The sequence below is a fragment of the Microbacterium sp. RU1D genome, assembly GCF_900156435.1.
Classification (GTDB): domain Bacteria; phylum Actinomycetota; class Actinomycetes; order Actinomycetales; family Microbacteriaceae; genus Microbacterium.
The window spans coordinates 557,925-583,048 of the sequence record NZ_FTPQ01000002.1 but is presented as its reverse complement, the minus strand read 5'-3'; the positions used below and the strand labels follow the sequence as shown (position 1 = coordinate 583,048).

The window sequence follows — 25,124 nt, the reverse complement described above, 5'->3', positions numbered from 1 at the left end:
ATTCCCTCGTAGCGGGCGGCGTGTCCTGGACAGTCAACGGTCTCGCGCAGCCTCGCACGGGCTCGTGCGCGAGATGCCGGTCGCCTCACGCATCCAGCGCGTCAGGCGCTGAGGAACCACCACCAGATCAGCAGCATCGTCGTGCCGAAGCCGGCGATCTGGTTGAGCCAGAGGAAGCGGTTCCATCCGGCGGTGGCGCGATCGCTCTCGGCATCCGTCACGTTCCGGAACGGCCAGCACACCACGAGGTAGGGGATGACGAGGAGCGCGGCCAGCGGACCGGGCCACGCCGTGAACAGCATCGCGACCCCGGCCAGCGCGTACGCGGTCAGGGCGAAGCGCACGGTCCAGCGGGCCCCCCGGGCGGTGGCGATCGACGAGATGTCGGCGGCGCGGTCGGCCTCGACGTCCTGCACGGCGCCGAAGGCGTGCGAGGCGACGCCCCACAGCGCGAACGCCACGAACACGAACACGAGCTGCCACGTCCACACGGCCCCAGCGAGCACGAGTCCGTACACGGCGGGGGAGAAGAAGTGGATGCTGCTGGTCATCGAGTCCAGGAACGGGCGTTCCTTCAGCCGGAGCGGCGGCGCGGAGTAGAACACGACGAAGAACAGGCTCAGCGCGAGCACGAGCCACGACAGCGGCGACCCGATGATCACGAGGTACACCACGAACGGCAGGCACGACAGCGCGGAGGCCCAGAGCGTGATGGGGTGCATGCGCTTGGCCAGCACGGCGCCGTGCGTGCCGCCCTTACGAGGGTTGCGCAGGTCGGACTCATAGTCGAACACGTCGTTCACGCCGTACATCGCGAGGTTGTACGGCACGAGGAAGAACACGATGCCGACGATCAGCGGCGCATCGATCTGCCGCGTGGTCAGCAGGTACGCGGCGGCGAAGGGGAATGCGGTGTTGATCCAGCTGACGGGCCGCGACGACACGAAGAGTTCGCGCACCACGCGGCCGGGGGTGAGGGCGGGCGTGGTCATGCGGTGTCCTTCTGCGGGGTGCGGGGCGTGAGCAGGGTGTACAGCGCCGGGAGCAGGAACGCCGCGCAGAGGGGGTACGCGAAGTCCTCGATCGGTGCGAGTCCGAGGCGGAGCCCGCTCAGGTGCTCCTGAGGATACGAGAACAGGTCGACGGCGATCATGAGGTTGTCGAAGACGAGGGTGAGGCCCACCAGCACGAGGGCGGTGAGGCCGGAGGATGCCATGCGTTCGCGGAACCGCGGCCGCCGCACCGTCGCGAGCGTCACGAGGGCCGTGGCGACGACGAAGGGGACGACGATGAGCGCGTAGGTCACGACGACTCCCGCGCGAGGGATCGCGCCCGGGCCCGCGCGCGGCGCTCGAACACGGCGAACATGACCACGGCCAGATAGCTGAGGAAGAGGAGGAAGAACACTTCCTCCACGGGCAGGTGCGGCGCGAGCATCACGCCGACGAACAGCGGGCTCTCACCCTTCACGAAGACCCCGGTGACGATGCCGACGAGGTCCCACGCGAGGAAGAACGCCGTCCCGGTGAGCACGGTCACCGTGGTCCGCGCGGGGGCGACCCGGAGCGCGAGCGAGTACTTCCAATCGATGAGCATCATGCCGGTCAACGAGAAGAGGATCGCACCCAGGTAGATCCCGGGCACGTCAGACCACCGCGCGCGCGGGTTCCGCCAGGGGTCCGGGGGTCTTGTCGCCCGTCATGCGCTTGACCACCAGTTCGGCCGAGATCAGGCACATGGGCAAGCCGATGCCGGGTAGCACGGAGGTTCCCGCGTAGTACAGGTTCGACACCTTGCGCGAGCGGTTCTTCGGGCGGAAGATCGCGCTCTGGTTCAGCGTGTGCGCGAGTCCCAGGGAGTTGCCGTGCCAGGCTTTGAGGTCGTGCGCGAAGTCCTCGGGCGCGATGGTCTTGCGCACGACGATCCGCTCGGCGAGGTCGGGGATCCCGGTCCACTCGCCAATCTGCGCGATGACGCGGTCGGCGGCCTGTTCGATGCGCTCGTCTCCCGCGCGGTCGACGCCGCCCCGACCGCTGACCGGGTCGGCCGGCACCGGCACGAGCACGAAGAGGTTCTCGTGGCCCGCGGGTGCGACGGAGTCGTCCGACGCGCTCGGGCGGCAGATGTAGATGGAGGCGGGGTCGGGGATCTTCTTGTTCTCGCCGAAGATCGCGTCGAAGTTCGTGTGCCAGTCGTCGGTGAAGAGCAGGGTGTGGTGGGAGAGCTGCGGCAGCTCGCCCTTCACGCCGAGCAGCAGCAGGAGGGCGCCGGGGCTCGGGACCTTGTCCTTCCACCACTTCTCCGGGTATTGGCGGTCCTTCGCCTCGAGCAGGTCGTTCTCGGTGTGGTGCAGGTCGGCGCCCGAGACCACGGCATCCGCCGAGATCACCCGTCCGTCGGACAGGCGCACGCCCCGTGCGACTCCCGACTCGGTGATGATGGCATCCACGGGCGAGGAGGTCTCGATGCGCACGCCGCGCTCGCGGGCGAGCTTCTCGATCGCCCGGATGATCTCGGTCATGCCGCCCTTGGGGTACAGCACGCCGTCGCCCAGGTCGAGGTGGCTCATGAGGTGGTACAGGCTCGGCACCTCGAAGGGCGAGCCGCCGAGGAACACCGCGGGGTAGGCGAGGATCTGCTGCAGGCGCGTGTTCTTGAAGTCGTCGGTCACGCGCTTCCACAGGGTGCGGGTGAGCAGAGGGATGAGTGTGGGCAGGCGCTTCACGAGAGCCGGGTCGCGCAGTCCCTTGGTCGACGAGTAGGGGTCGTAGAGGAACTTCGACGTCGACAGCTCGTAGGCGTCCTTGGCGGAGTCCAGGTAGGCCTCGAGGTTGTCGCCCGAGCCGGGCTCGTGCTCCTCGAACAGCGCGCGCACCGCCTCGCGGCCCGAGACGATGTCGATCGGCTCGCCCTTCCCGGGGGGGCCGTAGACCCGGTATGCGGGGTCGAGACGCACGAGGTCGAGCTGCTCGTCGGCGCTCGTGCCGAGGAGCCGGAAGAAGTGGTCGAACACCTCGGGCATGAGGTACCAGCTCGGGCCGGTGTCGAAGCGGAAGCCGTCGCTCTCCCACGATCCGGCGCGGCCGCCGAGCGCGTCGCGCGCCTCGAAGAGCTGGACGTCGTGACCGCGATCGGCCAGGAGGGCGGCGGTGCCGAGTCCGGCGATTCCGCCACCGACGACGACGATGCGCTGGGCGCTCATGAGCGTGAACCTTTCGGGGGACGCCCGAGGAGGGCGCGGGCGGCGAGGGTGGCTTTGACACCGTCGGGAACGCGGACGCGGGGTGCGTCCGTGGGGGAGAGCCGCAGGCGTCGCGACAGCTCCGCGAAGAGATCGTGCGCGCAGGTGACGGCCGCGCGGCAGTCCGGCGGGAGGTGCGGGATGACGGATGCTGCGGCGGCGAGGTCGGCGTCGATGCGGTCGAGCACGGCGACCCGGCGCTCGTCGTCGGCCGCGCCGTCGAGATAGTCGCGGCCGAGGCGGTCGGCGTCGTCGGCGAGGTCGCGGAGGAAGTTGACGTCCTGGAACGCCGCCCCGAGCCGCCGGGCGCCGTCGACGAGGTCGGCGGCGGGTCGCGCGGGTGCCGACATGCCGGCGTTCAGGAACACCTGCAGGCACATGAGCCCGACGACCTCGGCCGAGCCGTAGACGTAGGCGTCGTGCGAGAGGTCGTCGTGGGCGGCGGTGTCGAGGTCGGTGCGCATCGAGGCGAAGAAGGGGGCGATGAGGTCGTCGCCGATGCCGCACTCGCGCGCCGTCCGGGCGAAGGCGTGCACGACGAGGTTGGCGCTGAACCCGGTGGCGATGGCCTCGGACACCTCGGCCTCGAGTCCGTCGAGCACCGCGCGCTCGCGGTCGGGCGAGAGTCCCGCGTCGTGGGCGGGACCGTCGACGATCTCGTCGGCGACGCGCACGAGGGCGTAGATGTTGCGCACGTGCGGCCGCGGACGGGGTCCGAGCAGACGCGCGGCGATGCCGAAGGAGGTGGAGTAGCGGGAGATGACGGCGGCGGCGACGTCGTCGGCCGTCTGCGAATACAGTTCCAGACCCGTGGGGGCGTTGCTCACGGAATGCGCTCCTGGACGGCCTCGACCAGCTCGATGAGCATCAGCCGGCACTCGGTGGGCAGTGTCGAGGCCTCCACGATCGCGACGGCCTCCTCCAGCGTCTCGCACACGAGCACCTCGAGCCGCGAGCGCGCGCCGGATTTCGCCAGCGCGGTCTGCGCGGCGCGGATGGCCACGGGGCCGGTGTGCGCCTGTGCCAGCGCGGCGCTGACCTCGGGCCAGTCCGCGCTCTCGCGCGCGAGCGAGATGAGGTGCGTCTTCTTCGCCTCGCGCAGGTCGCAGCCCTCGTCCTTGCCGGAGGCCGCGGCCGTTCCGAACGCGCCGATGAGGTCGTCGACGAGCTGATACGCCAGGCCCAGGCGCTCGCCGAACCGTTCGAGCGCCCATTGCGTCGAGCGCTCGGCGCCCGCCATGACGGCACCGGCTTGCAGGGGAGCGGAGAACGAGTAGACGGCGGTCTTGTCGTGCGTGGTCCGAAGGACGGTGTCGGGATCGACCTCACCCGGCGAGACGGCGTTCTCGACGTCGGCGAGCTCGCCCGCGGCGGAGACGAGCACCGCGTCGTCGACCAGCTGCAGCAGCTGTTGGCGGAGGGATGCCGGGATCTCGGCGACCGCGATCATGCGCCCGGCCTCGTGCAGCAGCAGGTCTCCGGCGAGGATCGCGGCCGCATCTCCGAGGAGCGCCGCGCCGCCGGCATCCGCACCCTTGTCGAGGCCGCGTCGGCGGAACTCGCCGCCGATGTTGGGCACGCCGCGGCGTTCGACGTCGTGGTCGATCACGTCGTCGTGCACGACGAAGGCGGTGTGGAGCAGTTCGAACGCGGCGGCGACCTCGAAGAGGGCGGGGCGCGCGATGGCGGGGCCGTGCAGTGTCTCGAAGGCGGCGACGACGAGCAGCGGACGGAACCGCTTGCCCCCCGATGCGGCTCGCCGGATGGAGGATGCCAGGGCTCGCGCGCCGTCGCCGAGCGGGGCCACCCGCCGGTCGAGGCGTTCGAGGGCGAAGTCGATGGCCGCGTCGATGCCCTGTCGGGCGAGGGGGGTGGAGTCGAGGGTGATCACGACGCGCGCCTCACGGCGGGTGGGGTCTCGAACAGGTGAAGCTGCTGCGCCTGGAGCACCAACCACGGGCTGAACGCCCACGGTGTGGCCTCGAGGGATGCCGCGAGGTCGATGGGGTCGACCCAGCGGTACTCGGCGACTTCGTCGGGGTTGGGCTGGGGCTCGTCGTCGGTGCGGGCGACGTAGACGGGGCAGATCTCGTGCTCGACGATGCCGCTCGCGTCGACGGCGCGGTAACGGAAGAGGGGGAGGGCGAGCTCGAGGTCGCGGACCGTCAGGCCCACCTCGAATTCGGCGCGACGATGAACGGCGGAGAGCACCGGCTCGGCGGGTCCGGGGTGACCGCAGAAGGAATTCGTCCAGACGCCGGGCCACGTCTTCTTGTGCAGCGCGCGGCGCGTGACGAGGACTTCGCCGCGGCTGTTGACGACGTGGCATGAGAACGCGAGGTGCAGCGCGGTGTCGGTGCCGTGCACGCTCGCCTTGGGCGCCGTGCCGATCTCGTTTCCGAAATCGTCCAGGAGGACGACATATTCGGTCTCGCTCATCGTGCCTCCCGTTTGCTAGTTTAGCTAGCGATGTGAGCCCGACTATACCCAGCGCGAAAGGGGGTGTCCACTGTGGACAGGACCGTGTCGACCTCTGGTACGAGGCCCGCAGTGACGCAGACTCTCCGCGCCGTGCAGACGCTCAGCGATGCCTTCGACCGCATGCACAGCGGCATGAAGGGCGACATGTCGATGAATGCCAGCGACCTGGCGACATTGCGCATGTTGACCATCCGCGAGACGCGCGGGCAGATGGTGAGCCCGCACGATGTCGCCACGCATCTGCGCATCTCGACGGCGTCGACGACGAAGCTCATCGACCGCCTGGTCGCCTCGGGCCATCTCGAGCGGCGGCCGCACCCGTCGGACGGGCGGGCGCGCGTGGTCGTGCTCACCGACAAGTCGCGGCGGGAGTTCTTCCAGCACTTCGGAGCCCACCTGGGGGCGATGCGCGACACCGCCGCGCAGTTCGACGACGCCCAGCTCGCAACGGTGGCGTCGTTCATGGAGCAGCTGACCGAGGCGATCTCGACCGACGACTGAGCGCGGGTACGCACCCCGAGCCGGTCGGTGGGCCCTGAGCCCGTCGAAGGGTCCGGTCGCTCCGCCTCTCCACGTCTCAGCCGCGGGCCACCCGCACGCCGACGTCGTCGAAGGCGTCGCGCGGACGCCCTCCGCGGCGGGCCGTCGCGCGGACGACCGCCGGGGCGTCCGACCACCCGCCGCCACGGAACACCCGCGCATCGCTCTCGCCGTCGGGGTCGTACAGGTCGCTGCACCACTCCCACACGTTGCCGAGGGTGTCGAAGAGGCCGTGCAGGTTCGGCATCCGGGCTCCGACGTCGACCGGCCCGCTGAGCCCGTCTCCGGCGGTCCACGCGACCTCTCGCACGGGTCCGTAGGCGGTGCCGGTCGAGCCGGCGCGGCAGGCGTACTCCCACTCGTCCTCGGTGGGCAGGCGGAACCCGTCGGCGTCGGGATCCGGCGTGACGACCTCGCCGTCGAAGGAGTACAGGGGGTCGAGCCCCTCCCATTCGCTCAGCGCGTTGCAGAGGCGGATGGCCCGCAGCCAACTCAGCTGGGTCGCCGGTCGACGCGGATGACTCGCTGGGATGCCGAGCAGTTCGGCGAGCTGCTCCTCGGTGAGGGGGTAGACGCCGATCTCGAAGGCCGCGACCTCGATCTCGCGCCGCTCGGCGCCCCGCTGGTCGCCGCGCAGTACGCGGCCCGCGGGGATCCGGGCCATCTCGACCTCGTTCACGCGAGCTCCACCATCCACAGGTCGCTGTCTCCGGTGAGGAACAGACGCTTCTCGTCGGCGTCGAACGTGCAGTTGCTCACGACGTGCGGGGTGGGGATCACCCCGAGTCGCCGACCGTTCTCGTCGACGATGACGACTCCCGCCTCGCTGGAGATCCAGAGCCAGTCGCGGCTGTCGACGGCGAACCCGTCGGGGATGCCGGCATCCACCGTCGCGAAGGTGCGCGGGGCGCCGAGCGTCTCGCCGTTCCAGGAGCAGGCGACGACGCGGGGGAGGGCGGTCGCGTTCGACTCGGAGACGTAGAGCGTGCGCTCGTCGCGGCTGAAGGCGAGGCCGTTGGGCTGATCGAGGTCGATCATGCGCTCGAGACCGGTGTCGTCGCGCCACCGGTACACGCTCTGGTGCGCCAGCGCGGGTTGCGCGGGGTAGCCCTCGCGCGGGTCGGAGATGCCGTACGTGGGGTCGGTGAACCAGATCGCCCCGTCGGATGCCACGACGAGGTCGTTCGGCGAGTTCAACGGTTCGCCCTCGTACGCGTCGACCAGCAGCCGGGTGCCGTCGGCGTCGGTGCGGCTGACGCCGCGACGGCCGTGCTCGGCCTGCACGAGGCGTCCCCGGGCGTCGAAGGCGTTGCCGTTGGCGAAGTCGCTGCGATCGCCCACCGTGGCGATGCTGCCGTCTTCGCGCCGGGCGAGGGTGCGACGGCCGATGACGTCGCTGAAGACGAGTGCGTTCCCCGCCGGCCACCACGCCGGGCCCTCGGCCCACGTCGCGTCGGCGTAGAGCGACAGCAGGCGCGAAGACGCGGGAAGCACGTCGGCGAGGCGGTCGTCCCAGCGGCGCGGCGGGGCGACGTCGACCGGCTCGGGGGAGCGGGGGCCTTGCAGCACCTGGCCGTCGAGGAGGATGCGCTCGTTTCCTGGCATGTGTCCAGTCAAACCGACCGGTGCGCAGGGCCGAGGCGGGTTTACCCTCGAACGGTCGCCGTGGGACGCGGCGGCGTCGTCGCGCGGGCGAGGCGGGCCCGCCTCCCCGAGCGTCCGGGCGCGCTCAGCCGAACGGGTGGGCGGTGGGCGCCGCGGGCGACGTGTCGAATTGGATCAGCACCTGCAGGCACGGCTCGTCGCCGACCGTTCCCGAGAGGTGCCCCGTCCGGCCGTCGATCTCGGCGGTGTCGGTGTCCTGCCCGAAGTGGATGTCTCCGGGGCCCATCTCGACCCGCGATCCGTCCTGCGTCTCCAGGAACCAGCGCCCGCGCAGCGGGATCACCCACTGGGCATGCGGAGAGGGATGCCACTGCCCCACCCATCCGACCGGCAACGCCGCGAAGAGCACGGCCGAGACGGCGCCCGGGAATGGGCGCATCCACTGCGGATCCGCGCCGCCGCCCACGCTCTGCAGCCCGAACCCGCGGAGCACGGACTCATCGAGGCGGCTCCGGCCGTCGAGACCGGTCCACATGTGGACGAAGGGCAGCGAGGGAGGAGCGGAGGCGTCCCGACCGTCGTTGTCGAGCGGGGCCGTCGTCGTGGTGTGCATGACAGCGAGTCAAGCGCGGCGAGCCTGCACGGCGGTCCTGCTTGACGCCGACCGGCGGGCGGGGTGCTACTTCGCGGACTTCGCGTCTTTGCGCGCCCGTCGCACGGTGACGGAGACGACGACAGCCGCCGCCGCGAGGGCGAGCGCGCCTCCGCCCACCCAGAACCCGAGCAGCGTGGACGCGTCGACGCCCGACGAGCTCAGGGCATGAGTCGTCGGCGTGGGAGCGGTCTCCGCCCCCTGGGCGGTGACCGTGAGCACCTCGACGGCCGGGCGCGGCGACCCGACCGCGGTCCCGGATGCCGTCGACCCGACGTGCGCGCTTCCGGCTGAAGCGAAGGCGCCGACCGGCGCGCCCAGTGCGAACGAGGTTGCGAAGGCCAGCGTCAGAACGCCGCGCGTGAACGTTCGTCTCACGAGTGCCTTCTTTCGATGGGGCGCGACCGGGGGCGCGCGGTGGCCTGTCGGATCTCCACACATCGTTGAGCGAAGTCAATCAATCGCCCCAGTATCTCCCGGGTGCCGGCGATGCACAACAGAGCACCCGGGACGACGCCCGAGACGCGAACTGCGGAGAGGGGCGATGCGACCCGGGAAAGGCAGAAGGCCCCGGATCTTGCGATCCGGGGCCTTCTTCTTGTTGCGGGGACAGGATTTGAACCTGCGACCTCTGGGTTATGAGCCCAGCGAGCTACCGAGCTGCTCCACCCCGCGGCACAAGAGAAAACATTACGCCGAGATGAACGACATGGCAAATCCGGACGCACCGCCCGGGAGTGTCGCGCCACAATGGGCTGGTGAGCACCACCTTCGACGATTTCGCCGACGGGCGCCCGGAGAGCCCTGCGGAGCGCGCCGACCGCAACTGGAACGACATCCTGCAAGAGCTGCGCGTGCTGCAGACGGGCACGCAGATCCTGACGGGTTTCCTCTTGGCTCTCGCTTTCCAGTCCTCGTTCGCCGACCTGTCTGCGACGCAGCGCATCTTCTACCTGGTGCTCATCTGCCTCGCTGCGCTGAGCGCCGTGGTCGCGCTGGCGCCGGTGGCCCTGCACCGGGCGGTCTTCCACCTCCAGGTCAAACCGTCGCTCGTGAGGTTCGGGCACAACGCCCTCCGCGGTGCGCTGGCCCTCGTGTCGTTGCTGCTGGTGGGCGTAGTGGTGTTCGTCTTCGACGTCGTCGTGAGTCTCGGGGCGGCGGTGACGGCCGGTGTCGTGCTCGGACTCGTGATCCTCGTACTGTGGGTCGTGGTGCCGGTGATCGTCCGACGCCGGGGGAGAGGGGCCGCACGATGAGTCAGGACACCGTCGGCATCGCCGTGGCGCAGTTCGCGCCCGCCGCGTCGCGCGAGGCCAACCTCGCCGACATGGCGGATGCCACCCGCACGGCCGCCGGGCGCGGAGCCCGCGTGGTGGTGTTCCCCGAGTACTCCAGCTACTTCGTCGACCCGTTCGACGCCTCCCTCGCCGAGAACGCCGAAGACCTCGACGGGCCGTTCGTGACGGCCCTCACCGCGCTCGCCGCCGAGCTCGACGTCGTCGTCGTCGCGGGACTGCTGGAACGGGCCGACGACGGCCGGCGGGTGCGCAACACCGTCGTCGCGGTCGCGGGCGACGGCATCCGGGCGGTGTACCGCAAGCTGCACCTGTACGACGCCTTCGGTCAGCGGGAATCCGACTGGGTGGAGCCGGGCGAGATCGCCCCTCCGCAGACCTTCGAGACCGCGGGCCTGCGTTTCGGGCTCATGACCTGCTACGACCTGCGGTTCCCCGAGGTCGCGCGCACTCTCGCCGACGCCGCGGTCGACGTCGCTCTGGTGCCCGCCGAATGGGTCCGGGGACCGCTGAAGGAGCATCATTGGCGCACGCTCCTGCAGGCGCGCGCGATCGAGAACACCTTCTTCGTCGCCGCCGCCGATCACTCGCCGCCTCTCGGTGTCGGCCACTCGATGGTCGTCGACCCGCAGGGCGTCGCGATCGCGCAGATCGGCACGGCCACCGATGTCGCCGTCGCCCACATCGACCCGGATGCCATCTCGCGGGTGCGCCGGGTGAACCCCGCGTTGGAGCTGCGTCGCTTCCGGGTCACCCCGCGCTGACGACGCCGTTCACCCGGTCGGTGGACCCCGTCGTCTCCCGGGCGTCGTCGGGGGTCTCCCTAGGCTTCTCGGCATGACCGACGCGACGCCCGCCCTCTCGGCCCCGATCGCCTGCGTGGAGCGCCTGCTGGCCGCGCTCACCGTCGGCGACCTCGGAACGGCCGTGAGCGTGTTCGCCGGTGAGGCGCGCGTGGTTCGGGTGCGGTACGCCGAGGGTCGGGTCGCCGGCGGCGAGACGCTCGCGGTCGGGCGGGCCGAGATCGAGCGATGGCTCGCGGAGATCATCGCGCGCGACGTCTCCGTGCGCATGACCGAATATCACCTCGAGGGTGAATCGCTCGTCGTACGCACCGCGTGGGCGATGCGCGGCTTCGACGGCGAGCGCGTCCAGTCGTCGAGCCTCGGCGTCTACGACATCGTCGACGGGCGCATCGCGCTGCTGCGGGCGACCTCGCGGGAGGAAGAGGGCGCGGGGCGACCCGTGGCCCGGGTCTGACGCGTTCTCACGCGCGCGTCATCCCCGCGAGCCGCTCCGCCGCGTCGGCGAGCACCTCGACTCTCTTGCACGCCGCGAAACGCACGAGCGTGGCGTACCGGTCGCGGTGCGCGGGCGAGACGAACGCGGTGAGCGGGATGCCGACGACCCCCGCGCGGGCGGGCAGTTCGCGGCAGAACGCATCCGCGTCGGTGGCGCCGAGAGGGGCGGCATCCACCACCGTGAAGTACGAACCGCCCGGGGTCGACACGTCGAAGCCCGCGGCGCGCAGACCGGTCCCCAGTAGTGCGGCCTTGGCGGCCATCTCGGAGGCGACGGAGGCGAAGAACGCGTCGGGCAGGCGCAGCCCCACGGCGATCGCGGGCTGGAACGGTGAGCCCCCCACATAGGTGAGGAACTGCTTGACCGCCAGCACGGCCGACACCAGTTCGGCGGGACCCGTGATCCAGCCCGTTTTCCAGCCGGTGAGCGAGAAGGTCTTGCCGGCCGACGAGATCGACACGGTGCGTTCAGCGGCGCCCGGGAGGGTCGCGACGGGCACGTGGGGGCCGTCGAAGACGAGGTGCTCGTAGACCTCGTCGGTGACGATGATCGCGTCGTGGCGGTGCGCGAGCCGCACCACCTCGTCGAGCACCTCGCGCGTGAACACAGTGCCCGTGGGGTTGTGGGGGTCGTTCACGAGGATCACGCGCGTGCGGTCGGTGACGGCGGATGCCAGCTGCTCGAGGTCGGGCTGGAAGTCGGGCCAGCGCAGCGGCACCGGCACGAGTGTCGCGCCGGAGAGGGCCACGCACGCGGCGTAGGAGTCGTAGTAGGGCTCGAACACCACGACCTCGTCGTCGGGGCCGTCGACGAGGGCGAGCAGAGTGGCGGCAAGCGCCTCGGTGGCCCCCACCGTCACGAGCACCTCGCGCGCGGGATCGAGGTCGATGCCGTAGAAACGCCGCTGATGTTCCGCGACGGCGGCGAGCAGGTCGGGGAAGCCGCGGCCGGGGGCGTACTGGTTCACCCCGTCGGAGATGGCCCGGCGTGCCGCGTCGAGCACGGCCTCGGGGCCGTCTTCGTCGGGGAACCCCTGCCCGAGGTTGAGGGCGCCGGTGGAGGCGGCGAGCGCGCTCATCTCGGCGAAGATCGTGGGGACCGGGGAGCCGTCGGTGGCGAGGAGTCCCGCGCCGCGGGCCGTGCGCTGCCAGGCGCCGGGGATCTGCTGCATGCACCCAGGATGCCGCACGCGGCGATGCGCAAGCGGGAATGCCGTCACACCGCGACGTGCTACACCTCGAGAGGGGGCGTTGCGCGCCTTCGACCTCTCGCGGTGGCTTGCTGCGAGACCCATAGAGGCGACTCACGCTCGTCATAGGTGGCCCACAGGATCCGCGGTCATCGTAGAAGCGCCTGGAAGAAGGAGCATCCCATGAGCGACACCACGGACGACCGTCCCGAGGGTAACGACAACAGCCACAACGCTGAGGCGCCCACGTCGTCGCAGCACCACACCCCGACCTCCGCCGGCGCCGACGCCGCGCAGACTCCGGCGGCATCGTCCGCCGACGCCGCCGCGCCGCGTGCCGACACGCCCCCCATGCCGACCCGCTCGCCCGCCGCGGCGGCCGCGGCGTGGCCGCCGCCCGCCGCCGGCAGCGTCCAGCCCGGCATCCCGGCACAGTCCGGCGCACGCGCCCCGTACGGCGCGCCCGGCCAGCCCGGCTACGCCTCCGCCCCCTCGGGTGCCACGGCGCCCACCGGTCAGGCCTTCGGCCCCACCGCCACCGACGCCCACCCCACGCTGACGGTGAACGATTCGGCCCCCACCGCCCCGCGCAAGAACAGCGCGGCGCCCCGTATCGCGGCCCTGCTGGTCGCCGCGGCCCTCGTCGGCGGAGGCGCGGGCCTCGGCGGCGCGTACGCGGGCGTCAACCTGTGGGGCGGCTCCGACGCCTCCACGGTGTCGGGACCGACCGCGATCACGGTCAACGACCCCAGCAGCGTCAACGACACCGCCGCGGTCGCCTCGAAGGTTGTCCCGAGCGTCGTGACGATCAGCGCGACCGGCACCTCGGCCGGCGGCACCGGGTCGGGCGTCATCCTGAGCGCGGACGGCTACGTGCTCACCAACACGCACGTCGTCACCCTCGACGGGCAGACCGGCGACGCCAAGCTCTCCGTCACCACCTCCGATGGACGCGTCTACGCGGCCACGGTGGTCGGCACCGACCCCACTTACGACCTCGCGGTCATCAAGCTCGAGAATGCCTCGGGTCTGACCCCGATCGAGTGGGGCGACTCCTCGAAGCTCAACGTCGGCGACGCCACCACCGCGATCGGTGCGCCCCTGGGCCTGCCGAACACGGTGACCACCGGCATCGTCAGCGCGCTCAACCGCTCGATCCAGGTCGCCTCGTCCGCCGCCCCCTCCGACGGGTCCGACGCACAGGAGACCGAGCCCGGTCAGGAGAGCCCCTTCCGGTTCGACTTCGGTCAAGGACAGCAGTCGCAGACCGCGACCGAGACGATCAAGATCGCCGTCATCCAGACCGATGCGGCCATCAACCCCGGCAACTCCGGCGGGGCGCTCGTCGACGACGAGGGCAAGCTCATCGGCATCAACGTCGCGATCGCGAGCGCGGGCGGATCGTCGTCATCGGGCTCGCAGTCGGGCAATATCGGCGTCGGCTTCTCGATCCCCTCCGACGTGGCCAAGCGCATCTCCGAGGAGATCATCGACAACGGCTCCGCGACCCACGGCCTGCTGGGTGCATCGGTGCAGGATGCCAGTGGCATCCAGGGTGCGACCACGACGGGCGCGTACGTCGCCGAGGCCGTCTCGGGCGGCGCGGCGCAGGCCGCGGGCCTGACCAAGGGCGACATCATCACGAAGTTCAACGGCATTCCCGTGACGAACTCCATCGACCTCACCGCGCAGGTGCGCGCGCTCGCCGCGGGTGCCACGGCGGAAGTCACCTACCTGCGAGGCGGCCAGGTGGAGACCGCCGAGGTCACTCTCGGCGCCATGTCCCAGGGCTGACCCCCGGACTGGACGCCACCCCGCGATAGGCTCGCGGGGTGGCGTCCTTCTCGTTCGGTGCGGGGAACGCCCGGAAACTCCGCCGCATCCCGCTCTACCTCGCCGGCCGTCTCGTCACTGCCCTGGTGCCGCGTTCCGGTGACGAGTGGGTGTTCGGGTGCGCGGTCGGACTCGCCGACGGCGCCCTGGCGCTGCACGCCGTGGCGGCCGCCCACGGCGAGCGCACGACCTGGCTCGTCGCCGACGCCGATCAGGCTCGGGATGCCGACCGCCTCGGCATCCGGTGGGTGCGGCGCGACAGCGCATCGGGGTTCTGGCGCACGGCGCGGGCCCGCGTGATCGTCGTGACGCACGGGTTCGGCGACGTGCAGCGCTACGCCACGACGGGGGCCGTGGTCGTGCAGCTGTGGCACGGCATCCCGCTGAAGCGCATCGGTCTGGATTCGGCCGAGACCACGCGCAGCCCCGTGCTGCCCGGGCTGCTCTCGCCAGCGCTGCGGATGCTGTACCGGCGCACGACCCGGCGCATCTCACTGCTGCCGGCGGCCTCCCATCTCGTGCGCGGGCGTCTCGAGAGTGCGTTCTCGCTCACCGACGACCGGGTGCCGGTGACGGGTGAGCCGCGCGTCGACGTCCTGTCGGTCGGAGATGCCGCGTCCCGACGCGCCGCGGCGCGTGACAGTCTCCAAGACCTGCTCGGGATGCCGCTCGATCGGCGCCGCGTCGTGCTGTACGCGCCGACGTGGCGCGACGGGGAGCCGGATCCGGCCGTCCCCGACGGGGAGGAGTGGCAGCGCATCGTCGCGACGCTCGAGGGCGCCGACGCCATGCTGCTCGTGCGGTCGCACCCCCTCGGTGCGGGCGATTACCGCCCCCCGCACGACACGGACCGGGTCGCCGCCCTCCGCAGCGATCTCGTCGCCGACGTCACGCCGCTGCTGCCCGGGCTGGACGTGCTCGTCACCGACTACTCCTCGCTCGCCTTCGACGCCGCGCTCGTGCCGCTGCCGGTGGTGTTCTTCGCTCCCGACCTCGAGGCCTACACCGCGCGGCGCGGGCTCTACGGCCGCTACGCCGACGTCTCGGGCGCGGCTCCGGCCCGCTCGTGGGGCGACGCCCTCGCGCAGATCACCGCCGTGCTCGGCGACCCCACCGCGGCGCTCGACGCGTCGCGCGAACGCAGTGCGCGCGTACACGCCCACCGCGACGGGCGCAACGCCGAACGCGTGTACTGGTCCGTGCGGCGGCTGCTCGAGGAGCGGGGAGCGGGGCGGAGGAAGGGATCCCGGTCCCTTCGACAGGCTCGGGAACCTCGCCGGGCGCAAGAACCTCCCCGGGCAGGGGAGCTTCGCCACGAGCACGCACCCGCGCCCACGCCCACGATGGACGACCCCTCACAGAAGGACGACCGCCCATGACCCACGCTCGCCTGTTCGACGACGCCGGGGCACCCGCGCTCGAGATCAGCGGAGAGGGGCCGCGCCCGGCATCCGTCGCCCTCGAGGGGGCCCGAGCGCGCTCGGACGCCCGCCTGAACGGCCGCGGACGCACCTGGCGCGCTGTCGTCCCCCTGCACGCCGCGCGCTGGGGCGGCGCCGACCTTCCGCTGCCCTCCGGGCGCTACCGCCTGCGGATCGACGCGGGTGCGGCGACGGATGCCGATCCCTCGGCCCTGTCGATTGCCGAGACCGGCCTCACGGGCCTGCGGGCCTCTCTCGAGGGCGGGGTGGTCACCGTCGCCGCACCCGTCGATCCGGTCTACCGGGCGGGGGAGGGGCGCGCCGCCATAGAACGCCGCTACGCCGCCGGGCGGCGCGAGCCGCTCGAGAACGCCGTGTTCTTCGAGAGCTTCTACGGCCGCACGGCCGGGTGCAACCCCCTCGCGATCGACCGCGAGCTGGCGCGCGTAGCGCCGGCGGTCACTCGGTACTGGAGCGTCGTCGATCTGTCGGTCGAGGTGCCCGAGGGGGCGATCGCCGTCGTCGAGGGGAGTCCCGACTGGTGGCGGGCCCGAGGCGCGGCACGCCTCCTGGTGGTCAACGATTGGCTCCGCCGGCGCTTCGTGCGCCGCCGCGGGCAGCGCGTCCTGCAGACCTGGCACGGGACGCCGCTGAAACGTCTCGCTCTACACCGCCCCGGCTTCGACCCGCGCCGCGCGCTCGCCGTCGTGCGGGAGAGCAGACGGTGGGACGTGCTGCTGGCACAGAGCCCGTACGCCGCGCGGGTGCTGAGCAAGGCGTACGCGTTCCTCCGGCGGCCCGTCTGGGTCGAGGGCTATCCGCGCGACGACGTTCTGTTGCACGACGACGGGCTCGAGACACGGCGGCGTCTCGGCATCCACTCCGAGGAGCGCGTGCTGCTGTACGCCCCGACGTGGCGCGACGATCGCGAGCGGATCGTCGACTTCGTCGATCCGTCGGCGCTCGCGCGGGCGGCGGACGCCGTCGTGCTCGTGCGGGGGCACACGCGGACGCTGCAGCCCGGTGCCGACCTCGACGGACCGCGGGTGATCGACGTGACGGGCTTCCCCGACACCGCGCGGCTGCTCGCGGCAGCCGACGCCCTCGTCACCGACTACTCATCGGTGATGTTCGATTTCGCCCTCACGAGAAAGCCGATGTACTTCCTCGTCCCGGATCTCGAGCGCTACCGCGGCGAGATGCGCGGCTTCTACTTCGACCTGCTCGAGCTCGCTCCGGGACCCGTGGTGCGCACGCAGCACGACCTCGAGCGAGCGCTCGCCGACGTGGATCCGTCGATCTTCGCGGAGCGGTACGACCGGTGGCGGGCACTGTTCGTGCCACGGGATGACGGCCGCGCGGCGGAACGAGTGGTGGCGCGAATCCTCGACCAGGGGTTCGTGGATCGCGACTGACCGGCCGGCGAGCGAACTGCCCACGGTCGATCGGCCCGCCTCGCGGGGTCAGGCGGCGGCGAGCAGCTGCACCCGGTGCGCGTCCTCCTGCTGCTGCCACGTCTCGGCGTTGAGCAGCAGGCCCGACGACATCGAGGCCTGATCGGCGAGCTGACGGAGGTAGCCGCCCGAGAGGCGGGCCGCCTCGGCGGATGCGAACTGGAAGCGCATCGAGATCGACGGCTGCATCCAGAGGGTCGTTCGTGCGTGACCGGCAGCGGTGTCGGTCCACGTGATGGTGAACGACTCGCCCCGGCGGAGCTTGGTCGACAGGACGACCTGCAGGTACTGGAGCAGACGGTCGTCGATCTGGATCGGCTGCGTGTCGGCGCTGTAGAAGAGCGTGCCCATGAGAGTGGTTCCTCGGGTGAAAGGTCTTAGAAGACGAGCGGAAGCACGACGGCGGCGCTGAGGCCGCAGGTCGCGATGCTGGCCCACACGACGACCGCCGTCAGGCGCGCGGACGAGGCGGCGCCCGCGGTCGGGATGAAGGTGGAACGGTGCCGCAGCGGTGCGGTGGCGGTGAGCGCGGTGGTGGTCATCATGGCGTTCCCTTCTTCGTGGGGGACGAGGTGTTCAACCCCGGTGATCAGTAGCCTATCAGCTAATTAAGCGTGTTAAACATCACGAGGTCAAACATTCACCGAAAATGACAGTCAGTCGAGGAACTTTCCTTCGTTAGCTATAGTGGCGGGATGCGCCGAGTGGAGAAGGGTGGGTCGATGGAACCGGAAACGGGTGACTCCTCGCCCCTCATGGAAGCGCTCACCTACTACTCACGGGAGCGGGAAGCGGCGGCCGCGAAGGCGCGCAAGCAGCTCGGCGTCAACGAGCTCGACGCGAAGGCGCTCGCGATCGTCGGCGCGACCCCCGGGATGCGTCCGTCGGAACTCGCAGCGACCCTGGGCGTCACCTCGGCGGGCATCACGACGATGGTCGAGCGCCTCGTGCGGCGTGGGATCCTGCGGCGAGAACTCGACGACACCGACCGCCGCGTCAACCACATCCACCTCGCGATCGACCTCGAGAAGGAACCCTGGTCGCAGCTGGCCCGATTCGACGACGCGTGCCGCCGAATCATCGGGAGCCTCGACGCCCGCATCGAGGCCGACCTCGCCGACTTCCTGTGGAAGACGACGACCGCGGCGACCGAACAGGTCGCGCGCGTCGACGCCGACTCGTCCGCCGCGGCCTGAGCGACGCGTCCACGGGCATCGGCCCGGGCCGCGGACGGCGACGTTCGCGCTCCGGTCAGCCGCCGTCGACGACGGCGCGTTCGGCCATGTGGGCCAGCGACTTGCGCTGCAGGAACGCGCAGAGGTCGGCCGCGTTCGCGAGCTCGCGGCAGAGGTCGTGAACGCTCTCGGGCGACAGCTCCGTCACCTCGGGTTGCGCCTCGAACGTCACGCGCCAGTCCGGCGCGCCCGCGGCGATGGGCTGGAGATAGACCGACGTCGTTGCATTGGCCAAGGGGAAGATCACGAGGCCGCTGTCGAGCCCGTCGATGGGCTCCTGGTCGGCGACGTACGCCGCGCACTCGCCTCCGGCCGCGGTCGTCGCGTACTCCTCGAGCCAGGCGTCGAGCACTTCTCTGCTGCGGAACGGCAACGCGCGACCCCCGATTCCCCGTGACGGACACCTGCCGTCGCCTGCATGGTACGTGAAAGTGGCCCTAGTCCAACAATCGAGGTCCTTTGCGGTGCCGACAACCCCGGCATCCCTCCGCCGAACGGCCAGGCGGATTAGGGAAGAGGCGTGTTGCGGCCGTCGAGGCGCGAGGTGTCCACGGTGTCGCGCGCCCCGCGGACCAACGCCCACAGGAAGCCCGCTCCCCACGACACGTGCATCGACGGCAGGACGGCCGCCGTCCACACCTTGTCGCGCCACCCGCGACCGCCGCCGCGTCCGAGGGCGCCGACGGCCACGAGCGTCGCGTACGCGGCCACCGGCAGATGCAGCATCGACCGCAGCCCTGCGCGGCGACGGGCGACCTGCGACGCGCCCACCCCCAGCGAGACCGCGGCCGCCACGAGCAGCGCCGGGGGAGCGAAGAAGCGCACCGGCGTACCGCGCGGGTAGCGCCGCACCAGCTCGCCGCGCCAGGCGCCGGTCGCGCGGAACTGGCGCACCAGGCGGGTCCAGCTCTCGCGCGGCCAGTACACGACCGACAGGGCCGGGTCGAACCAGACGCGGTAGCCCGCGCGTCGGATGCGGAGGTTCAGCTCCCAGTCCTCGCCGCGGCGGATGCTCTCGTCGAACAGCCCGACCTCTTCGAGCACGCTGCGACGCATGACCCCGAGGTACGCGGACTCGGCCGGGCCCTCGGCGCCGCCGCCGTGATAGGCCCCGCCGCCGAGTCCGACCCGGGAGTTGTAGGCGCGCGCGACCGCCCGCTGGAACGGCGCGCGGCCGTCGGCGCGCATCACACCGCCGACGTTCGCGGCACGCACGCGACGAAGCGTATCCAGGGCGCGGCGGGTGTACCCGGGTGACAGCTCGGAATGCGCGTCGACCCGCACGATCGTCGGGTACCGGCTCGCGCGGATGGCGAGGTTGAGACCCACCGGGATGTCGGCCGCGGGATTGTCGACGAGGACGATGCGCTCGTCGGCATCCGCCAGCTCCCGCGCGATCGCATCGGTGCCGTCGCTCGAGGGGCCGAGTGCGAGCACCAGCTCCACCGGGCCCGGGACCTCCTGCGACAGGGTGGATGCCACGGCACGGCGGAGGTACCGCTGCTCGTTCAGCACGGGCATGACGAAGCTCACGCCGGCATCGTCCGGGGGAACGGGCGCGTCTCTTCCGCCGGGGGTCGGGAGGGGCATCCCTCGATCCTGTCACGCGAGCCTGGCCGGTACCCTGGAACGATGCCTCTCGCCCGCGACGTCCAGCTGGCCGTGGGGCTGCTGCGCAAAGCCCTCGCCACCCGCACCGCCCGCCGCGACCTGCACCGCGCCCTCGAGGCGCGCGGCCCTCTGCCCGCCGGGCGGTTCCGGATCGCCGTCTACTTCGCCGACGGCGCGGTGAACATGTACCAGATGCGGCAGTGGTACGCCCCCCTGCAGGAGCTCGCGAAGACCTGGCCGGTGGTCGTCATCAGCCGCGCGATCCGCGGGGCCGACGCCCTGTTGAAGGACGACGCGCTCCCCGTCGCCTTCGCCCCGACCGTCGCCGCGGTGGAGGAGGTGCTCGCCGAGCAGGACATCCGCGTCGTCCTCTACGTCAACCAGAACACCCGCAACTTCCAGATGTTCCGGTACGGGCACCGGTGGCACGTGTTCATCAACCACGGTGAGAGCGACAAGATGTACATGTCGACGAACCAGTTCAAGGCGTACGACTACGCCCTCGTCGCCGGCGACGCCGCCCGGAACCGGCTGTCGCGCGTGCTCTGGGACTACGACCTCGACCGCCGCACGTTCTCGATCGGCCGTCCGCAGGCCGACCACTACTCGGGCAACCTGCCGTACGAGCCCGACGACCGCACGGTCGTGCTCTATGCGCCCACGTGGGAGGGCGACCGGCCCTCCGCGCACTACGGCTCGATCGCGACGCACGGCGAGGCGCTCGTGACGGCCCTGCTCGCCACGGGGCGCCACCGCGTCATCTACCGCCCGCACCCCCGATCGGGTGTCGTGGATGCCGCCTACGGCGCGGCGAATGCGCGGATCGTCGCGGCCCTCGCGGCGGCGAACGCGGCGGACCCCGCGTCGCACCACGTGCACGACACCGGTCCCGACCTCGGGTGGCAGCTCGCCGCGGCCGACCTGGCGGTCGTCGACATCTCGGCGATGGTCTACGACCGACTCGCGGTCGGCAAGCCCCTGATGATCACGCGGCCGCTTGATCCCGAGGCGCTCGTCGACGACAGCGGATACCTTTCCGCTTGCGAATGGTTGGATGCCACGGCATCCGCCTCGATCGTGGCCGAGGCCGACCGGGTGCTGGGCGACCCCGACGCGGTCGGACGACTCGCGCACTGGGTGCGGCAGTACTTCGGCGACACGACACCCGGTGCCGCCACCGCGCGCTTCGAAGCCGCGATCGGCGAGCTGATGCAGCGCTGGCAGCAGTGGCACGACCGCCCGGCCGCCGCGGACGACGTGGAGGTCGAAGACGGCTGACGCGGGCCCCGGCGCCGCCGCTCAGCTGAGAGGCGCCAGGCGTCCGATCGCGGCGAGAGGGATACCGACCCAGTCCGGGCGGTTGCGCGTTTCATAGATGGCCTCGTACACGGCCTTGTCGAGCTCGAACGCCGCGAGCAATGCGTCATCGACCGCGCGGTCCGGCCCCGCCGTCTCGGCGTAGCCGGCGAGGAAGGCCTGCTGCGCGGCGATGACCCACGCCCGCACGGCGGCGCCGTCGTCATCGGCGACGGCCCCGGAGACGTAGTCGAACGAGCGCAGCATGCCGGCGACGTCGCGCACGGCGACGTCGGGCTGGAGGCGCTCCGCGATCGGCCGCAGCGGCTCGCCCTCGAAGTCCAGCAGCACCCAGCCGTTCGCGGCCGTGTCCAGCACCTGCCCGAGGTGCAGGTCGCCGTGCACACGCTGCAGCGCGGGCCACGGGGCGACGGCCGCGGCGGCGTAGACCGCGCGGATGCGATCGGCGTACGGGGCGAGCGCGGGGACCTCGGCGAGGGCGATCGACAGGCGCCGTTCCCACGCCCCGGCCACCGCGGCGCGGTCGGTCTCGTCGGGCTCGCGCGTGGGGAACTGCGCGGCGAGGGCCACGTGCATCCCCGCGACGCTCGCGCCGAGCGCGTGGGCGCGCGCGGCGAAGTCCTCGCCGGCGGCGGCGGCGTCCAGCGCCACGCGCCACGCGTCCTCGACGCCCTCGAAGAACTCCTGCGCGAACGCCAGGGAGCCGCTCACGGGCACGCCCTCGGGGGTGACCCACGATCCGCGCACTTCGCCGATCGCGGCCGGGACGAACGCAGCGCCCCCCGCGGCCAGCGCCGACTGCAGTTCCACGTCGGGGTTGATGCCGGGGTTCACCTGGCGGAAGAGCTTGCAGATCACCGGGATGCCGGCATCCGCCGCGCCATCCTCCGTGTCGGGGCGGAAGATGAGCGACGTGTTCGACTGCTCGCCGCTGAGCACTTTGGCCGTCGCGCGGGGAGCGGGGGCGCGGCCGTTCGACGACGCGAGCGCGATACCGAGGAACCCGTTCTCGGGGACGCCGACCTCGCCGCCCACCGTGACCCAGGAGTACAGCTGATCGGTGAAGGCGGGGTCGGTGGTGGCATCCGCCCACACCTCGCCCTCGACGGCGGGCCCGATGAGGCTCCCCGGCGGTACCGACCCGTCGGCGCGCCGCACGACGGGCACCTGGTAGACGATGGCGGGGTGCACGGCTTCGTCGCGGACGAGGAGCAACCGCGTGTCGGCGTCGAGCGTCCAGTCGGCGACGACGGTGAGTTGCGGGTCACGGCCCTTCGTGCCGTACCAGCGCTGCCGCGGCATCCAGACGGCGAGGAGATCGAGGAGGTCACCCATGCGGCGAGGCTAACGCGCCCGGCTCCGCGACACGCGGGCCTTGCGCGGGAACCGGTGTCGGTGAGAAGGGATGCCGAAGCCGAGGTACCGCGGCGGGCGGGGCGTCCTGCGCCGGGTGGTGGCGTTCGGCCGCGGTCAGTCGCGGATCGCGTCGGCGTCGTGACCTCCGGGCTCGGTCCCGGCATCCGTGTTCCTGCGCCGGCGGGGGAGGGCCTGACGCATTCTCGAGCCGGCCGTGCCGACCGCCGCGGCGACCGAATCGCCCGCGCGTCGCAGTCCGCCGAACGCCGTCTGCTCGAGGGGCTCGGCGCCCGGGCGCGGTTCCAGGTCGGCGGGGAGCGTGCGCGGCGGAGCGCCGAAGGCGCGTCGGGCGTTGACGAGCACCCGGCGTCCGAGGATGTTGTTGCCGGCTCCGCCCACCACGGCGCCGACGCCGAAGGGGAGGGCCTTGCCGAGCCAGGAGGCGCCGCCGCGCGTGGCGAACTGTCGCACGAACATCGTTTTGAGGCGGTCGACCAGCGGCCCGACGGCCGCGCGCGGGAGGGTCTTCGTGACCATCTCGCCCCAGGAACCGGAGCGGGTCGCGCCACGATCGGCGGCCTGTCGGGCGAGCTGCGAGACGAGGTCGACGCCCTCCTTCCCGAGAATGAGGGCGAGCACCAGCGCGCGGGCGCGGTCGGGGTCGTCGATCGCGACGCCGTGCACCTCGGCGACCGACTGCGCGTACAGTGCGGTGGCCTCCAGGAAGCCGAGAGTCTCAGCGCCACTGAGCGCGAGGGTGACCCCGGTACCGACGCCCGGGACCACCGCGGTCGCACCGACAGCCGCTCCGCCGGTCGTGACGGCGGCGAGGTAGCGGCGTTCGAGGATCTTCAGGATCTCGTCGACCGAGGCGTCCGGATGCCGGAGGCGGATGCCGCGCAGATGGGCGATCACGACGGGTCGCTGCACAGCCAGCACGCGGTCGAGCATGCGGATGGTACGCGGGTGTTCCTCCGAGCCCACGGGGGGCAGCCCGCCCATCCAGGGGGCGTCGTTCGGGAGGGAGTGGATGCGGTGCACCTTCTCAGCCATGCGCTCATCCTCTCCCGCGCGGCTGAACGACGGGGGAGAGGATGCCGTCCGGCGCGCCGATGCGCCCTGCCGGCAGCGTCGTCGGGAGGGCGCCCCGGACTCAGACGAAGAGGTTGGCCCGCTCGAGGTCTTCGGCGAAGTCGACCTCGACGGCGTACAGGTCGGAGATGTCGAGCGGCTCGACGCGCAGCCCGTCCTCGGCGATCGCGAGTTCGATGCCCCGCTCGAAGTAGTCCTGGTCGTCGACCCGCTGCAGGTGGCGCTGCAGCGTCTTCTTGTCGCGCGAGGAGATGTAGTTGATGCCCACGGCTTCGCCGATGCCGCCGACCACGACCTTCGACAGCTCGTGGATGAAGCCCTCGGCATCCACCGTGTACTTGACCTCTTCGTCGCTGACCTTGGCCGTGTCGACCGTCACGAACGAACGGTCATCGGTGACGAGGTGTGCGGCGCGGCGGAGGACGTGCGGATCGAAGACGACGTCGCCGTTCATCCACAGCACGCCGCCGCGACCCGTCTTCGCGAGGGCGCGCAGCAGGCTCTTCGACGTGTTGGTCTGGTCGTAGCGGTCGTTGTACACGTAGTCGACCCGCGGGAAGGCGTCGACGATGGTCTCGGCGCGGTATCCGACGACGGTGGTGATGCGCGCGCCGGCGCCGAAGGCGGCGTGGATGTTGTCGTGCTGCTGCTGCATGATGCTGCGGCCGTCGGCGAGGGCCGTGAGCGGTTTCGGCAGGCTGCGGCCGAGCCGCGAGCCCATGCCCGCGGCGAGGATCACGATCTGAACTGTCAAGGCTGGCTCCTGGGGGGATGAGTCGTCATGTCCGGTTCACCGGAATGTCACGCCTTCGTGTTCGATCAACTGTAGCGAGGAGGCCCTGAAAGATGGCATGATTCGCCCCGGTCGTTGTGCTTTCGTGATCCCGGTGGATCACTGCGCCGCGCGACTCGCCTGCGGGCACTGTCGGAGGTCGTTGGTAGTTTGGTGCGATGACAGCCTCGCTGCCGGAATCCCCTGAACCATCGTCCTCTTCCCCCGAGGTCGGTTCGGAGAGCGTCGAACCGGCTGCGTCGACGCCGGCGAAGTCGCGCACGCCGCGGGCTCCGCGAACCTCCGCGCCGCGCACGACGACGACGCCGCGGTCGACGACGCCGCGTGCTCCGCGACGCGCTCCCGGCGCCGCCGCGGCGGCGAAGACCGGCGACGCCGTCGAGAACATCGACGAGTCTGCGGCTTCCGCGCCGAAGCCTCGAGCGCCCCGCACCCCTCGCGCGAGTGGTGCCGCGACGACGTCTTCTGCGCCGCGGACGCCCGCGGCGAAGAAGCCGGCCGGCACGGCGAAGTCGACGACGGCCTCGTCGACGACGGCGAAGTCTGCGACGACGAAGCAGGCAACGGCGAAGTCAGCGACGGCGAAGGCCGCGACGGCGAAGTCTGCGACGACCAAGCCCGCGACCGACAAGCCCGCCGCCAAGAAGCCCGCCGCCAAGAAGGCCGCCGCGAAGCGTCCGGCCGCGAAGACGCCCGCCACGCCCGCC

The 25,124-nt window shown here is 71.5% G+C and carries 29 protein-coding genes and 1 tRNA gene; 9 read left to right on the top strand and 21 right to left on the bottom strand.

The annotated features are described in order from the left end of the window. Positions 1-101: 101 nt before the first annotated feature. From B0B15_RS11570 to idi, 7 genes are read right to left on the bottom strand one after another with little or no spacing between them, the layout of a single operon-like run. Complete coding sequence (locus tag B0B15_RS11570; RefSeq protein WP_076676202.1) at positions 102-992, bottom strand: prenyltransferase; 891 nt, start codon at positions 990-992, stop codon at positions 102-104. After that, complete coding sequence (locus B0B15_RS11565) at positions 989-1,306, bottom strand: lycopene cyclase domain-containing protein (RefSeq protein WP_076676200.1); 318 nt, start codon at positions 1,304-1,306, stop codon at positions 989-991. Before B0B15_RS11565 ends, B0B15_RS11570 begins: the two co-directional genes overlap by 4 nt. Next, positions 1,303-1,644 (bottom strand): lycopene cyclase domain-containing protein, encoded by a 342-nt coding sequence (locus tag B0B15_RS11560; protein WP_076676198.1) that lies wholly within the window; start codon positions 1,642-1,644, stop codon positions 1,303-1,305. The genes B0B15_RS11565 and B0B15_RS11560 overlap by 4 nt, the downstream gene beginning before the upstream one ends. Position 1,645: 1 nt before the next feature. Further along, positions 1,646-3,202 (bottom strand): phytoene desaturase family protein, encoded by a 1,557-nt coding sequence (crtI, locus tag B0B15_RS11555; protein WP_076676196.1) that lies wholly within the window; start codon positions 3,200-3,202, stop codon positions 1,646-1,648. Beyond that, positions 3,199-4,068 (bottom strand): phytoene/squalene synthase family protein, encoded by an 870-nt coding sequence (locus B0B15_RS11550; protein WP_076676194.1) that lies wholly within the window; start codon positions 4,066-4,068, stop codon positions 3,199-3,201. The genes crtI and B0B15_RS11550 overlap by 4 nt, the downstream gene beginning before the upstream one ends. Continuing rightward, positions 4,065-5,132: a polyprenyl synthetase family protein gene (locus B0B15_RS11545; protein WP_076676192.1), complete on the bottom strand. Its 1,068-nt coding sequence runs from the start codon at positions 5,130-5,132 to the stop codon at positions 4,065-4,067. Before B0B15_RS11545 ends, B0B15_RS11550 begins: the two co-directional genes overlap by 4 nt. Continuing rightward, positions 5,129-5,680 (bottom strand): isopentenyl-diphosphate Delta-isomerase, encoded by a 552-nt coding sequence (gene idi / locus B0B15_RS11540; RefSeq protein WP_076676190.1) that lies wholly within the window; start codon positions 5,678-5,680, stop codon positions 5,129-5,131. Before idi ends, B0B15_RS11545 begins: the two co-directional genes overlap by 4 nt. Positions 5,681-5,791: 111 nt before the next feature. Between idi and B0B15_RS11535 the strand changes: the two genes are divergently transcribed. Next, positions 5,792-6,223 (top strand): MarR family winged helix-turn-helix transcriptional regulator, encoded by a 432-nt coding sequence (locus tag B0B15_RS11535; protein WP_306169554.1) that lies wholly within the window; start codon positions 5,792-5,794, stop codon positions 6,221-6,223. Between the two features lie 76 nt (positions 6,224-6,299). On the opposite strand, the gene B0B15_RS11530 is transcribed toward B0B15_RS11535, so the two are convergent. The 5 genes from B0B15_RS11530 to B0B15_RS11510 all read right to left on the bottom strand — a co-directional run bounded on the left by B0B15_RS11530 (position 6,300) and on the right by B0B15_RS11510 (position 9,194). Next, complete coding sequence (locus tag B0B15_RS11530) at positions 6,300-6,941, bottom strand: formylglycine-generating enzyme family protein (protein WP_076676188.1); 642 nt, start codon at positions 6,939-6,941, stop codon at positions 6,300-6,302. Then, positions 6,938-7,867, bottom strand: a complete 930-nt coding sequence (locus tag B0B15_RS11525) for an SMP-30/gluconolactonase/LRE family protein (protein WP_076676186.1) — start codon at positions 7,865-7,867, stop codon at positions 6,938-6,940. Before B0B15_RS11525 ends, B0B15_RS11530 begins: the two co-directional genes overlap by 4 nt. A 124-nt stretch (positions 7,868-7,991) precedes the next feature. Further along, positions 7,992-8,480 carry a cupin domain-containing protein gene (locus B0B15_RS11520; RefSeq protein WP_076676185.1) on the bottom strand — a complete coding sequence of 163 codons (489 nt, stop codon included), beginning with the start codon at positions 8,478-8,480 and terminating at the stop codon, positions 7,992-7,994. A 66-nt stretch (positions 8,481-8,546) separates the two neighbouring features. Beyond that, positions 8,547-8,897: a hypothetical protein gene (locus B0B15_RS11515; RefSeq protein WP_076676183.1), complete on the bottom strand. Its 351-nt coding sequence runs from the start codon at positions 8,895-8,897 to the stop codon at positions 8,547-8,549. Between the two features lie 223 nt (positions 8,898-9,120). Continuing rightward, a tRNA-Met gene (locus tag B0B15_RS11510) sits at positions 9,121-9,194 on the bottom strand. Between the two features lie 83 nt (positions 9,195-9,277). Between B0B15_RS11510 and B0B15_RS11505 the strand changes: the two genes are divergently transcribed. From B0B15_RS11505 to B0B15_RS11495, 3 genes are all read left to right on the top strand, one after another. Continuing rightward, complete coding sequence (locus B0B15_RS11505) at positions 9,278-9,775, top strand: DUF6328 family protein (protein WP_256334284.1); 498 nt, start codon at positions 9,278-9,280, stop codon at positions 9,773-9,775. Continuing rightward, positions 9,772-10,578, top strand: a complete 807-nt coding sequence (locus B0B15_RS11500; RefSeq protein ID WP_076676181.1) for a carbon-nitrogen hydrolase family protein — start codon at positions 9,772-9,774, stop codon at positions 10,576-10,578. The genes B0B15_RS11505 and B0B15_RS11500 overlap by 4 nt, the downstream gene beginning before the upstream one ends. A gap of 73 nt (positions 10,579-10,651) precedes the next feature. Further along, a complete protein-coding gene (locus B0B15_RS11495) occupies positions 10,652-11,074 on the top strand; it encodes a nuclear transport factor 2 family protein (protein WP_076676179.1) in 423 nt (140 codons plus the stop codon). A gap of 7 nt (positions 11,075-11,081) precedes the next feature. Here the strand turns inward: B0B15_RS11495 and B0B15_RS11490 are convergent, their stop codons facing one another. Then, positions 11,082-12,287, bottom strand: coding sequence for an aminotransferase class I/II-fold pyridoxal phosphate-dependent enzyme (locus B0B15_RS11490; protein ID WP_076676177.1), 1,206 nt, complete (start codon positions 12,285-12,287; stop codon positions 11,082-11,084). Between the two features lie 201 nt (positions 12,288-12,488). Here B0B15_RS11490 and B0B15_RS11485 point away from each other — a divergent pair, with 201 nt between their 5' ends. The 3 genes from B0B15_RS11485 to B0B15_RS11475 are packed head-to-tail and all read left to right on the top strand — an operon-like array spanning position 12,489 to position 16,974. Then, positions 12,489-14,099: a S1C family serine protease gene (locus B0B15_RS11485; RefSeq protein WP_076676175.1), complete on the top strand. Its 1,611-nt coding sequence runs from the start codon at positions 12,489-12,491 to the stop codon at positions 14,097-14,099. A 38-nt stretch (positions 14,100-14,137) separates the two neighbouring features. After that, positions 14,138-15,517, top strand: a complete 1,380-nt coding sequence (locus B0B15_RS11480) for a CDP-glycerol glycerophosphotransferase family protein (protein WP_083708988.1) — start codon at positions 14,138-14,140, stop codon at positions 15,515-15,517. Then, the gene (locus B0B15_RS11475; RefSeq protein WP_076676173.1) at positions 15,514-16,974 is read left to right on the top strand and encodes a CDP-glycerol glycerophosphotransferase family protein; all 1,461 of its coding nucleotides are present in this window, start codon (positions 15,514-15,516) and stop codon (positions 16,972-16,974) included. The genes B0B15_RS11480 and B0B15_RS11475 overlap by 4 nt, the downstream gene beginning before the upstream one ends. Before the next feature lie 48 nt (positions 16,975-17,022). Here B0B15_RS11475 and B0B15_RS11470 read toward each other — a convergent pair whose 3' ends face one another. Both B0B15_RS11470 and B0B15_RS16515 read right to left on the bottom strand, forming a co-directional pair. Continuing rightward, positions 17,023-17,364, bottom strand: coding sequence for a DUF7882 family protein (locus tag B0B15_RS11470; RefSeq protein WP_076676171.1), 342 nt, complete (start codon positions 17,362-17,364; stop codon positions 17,023-17,025). 26 nt (positions 17,365-17,390) lie between these two features. Then, the gene (locus B0B15_RS16515) at positions 17,391-17,558 is read right to left on the bottom strand and encodes a hypothetical protein (RefSeq protein WP_176776625.1); all 168 of its coding nucleotides are present in this window, start codon (positions 17,556-17,558) and stop codon (positions 17,391-17,393) included. Positions 17,559-17,735: 177 nt separating this feature from the next. Between B0B15_RS16515 and B0B15_RS11465 the strand changes: the two genes are divergently transcribed. Continuing rightward, entirely contained in the window at positions 17,736-18,209 is a 474-nt protein-coding gene (locus tag B0B15_RS11465; protein ID WP_076676169.1) for a MarR family winged helix-turn-helix transcriptional regulator, read from the top strand. Positions 18,210-18,264: 55 nt separating this feature from the next. Here the strand turns inward: B0B15_RS11465 and B0B15_RS11460 are convergent, their stop codons facing one another. After that, positions 18,265-18,600 (bottom strand): hypothetical protein, encoded by a 336-nt coding sequence (locus B0B15_RS11460; protein WP_083708986.1) that lies wholly within the window; start codon positions 18,598-18,600, stop codon positions 18,265-18,267. 155 nt (positions 18,601-18,755) lie between these two features. After that, positions 18,756-19,838, bottom strand: a complete 1,083-nt coding sequence (locus B0B15_RS11455) for a glycosyltransferase (protein ID WP_076676165.1) — start codon at positions 19,836-19,838, stop codon at positions 18,756-18,758. 42 nt (positions 19,839-19,880) lie between these two features. Here B0B15_RS11455 and B0B15_RS11450 point away from each other — a divergent pair, with 42 nt between their 5' ends. Continuing rightward, entirely contained in the window at positions 19,881-21,137 is a 1,257-nt protein-coding gene (locus B0B15_RS11450) for a CDP-glycerol glycerophosphotransferase family protein (protein WP_076676163.1), read from the top strand. Positions 21,138-21,158: 21 nt separating this feature from the next. Here the strand turns inward: B0B15_RS11450 and B0B15_RS11445 are convergent, their stop codons facing one another. From B0B15_RS11445 to B0B15_RS16240, 4 genes are all read right to left on the bottom strand, one after another. After that, positions 21,159-22,511 (bottom strand): maltokinase N-terminal cap-like domain-containing protein, encoded by a 1,353-nt coding sequence (locus B0B15_RS11445; RefSeq protein WP_076676161.1) that lies wholly within the window; start codon positions 22,509-22,511, stop codon positions 21,159-21,161. Positions 22,512-22,646: 135 nt separating this feature from the next. Then, positions 22,647-23,585, bottom strand: coding sequence for a hypothetical protein (locus tag B0B15_RS11440; RefSeq protein WP_076676159.1), 939 nt, complete (start codon positions 23,583-23,585; stop codon positions 22,647-22,649). A gap of 100 nt (positions 23,586-23,685) precedes the next feature. Beyond that, positions 23,686-24,378 carry a phosphocholine cytidylyltransferase family protein gene (locus B0B15_RS11435; protein WP_076676157.1) on the bottom strand — a complete coding sequence of 231 codons (693 nt, stop codon included), beginning with the start codon at positions 24,376-24,378 and terminating at the stop codon, positions 23,686-23,688. 25 nt (positions 24,379-24,403) lie between these two features. Continuing rightward, positions 24,404-25,117 (bottom strand): hypothetical protein, encoded by a 714-nt coding sequence (locus B0B15_RS16240; protein ID WP_143016363.1) that lies wholly within the window; start codon positions 25,115-25,117, stop codon positions 24,404-24,406. Positions 25,118-25,124 lie beyond the last annotated feature (7 nt).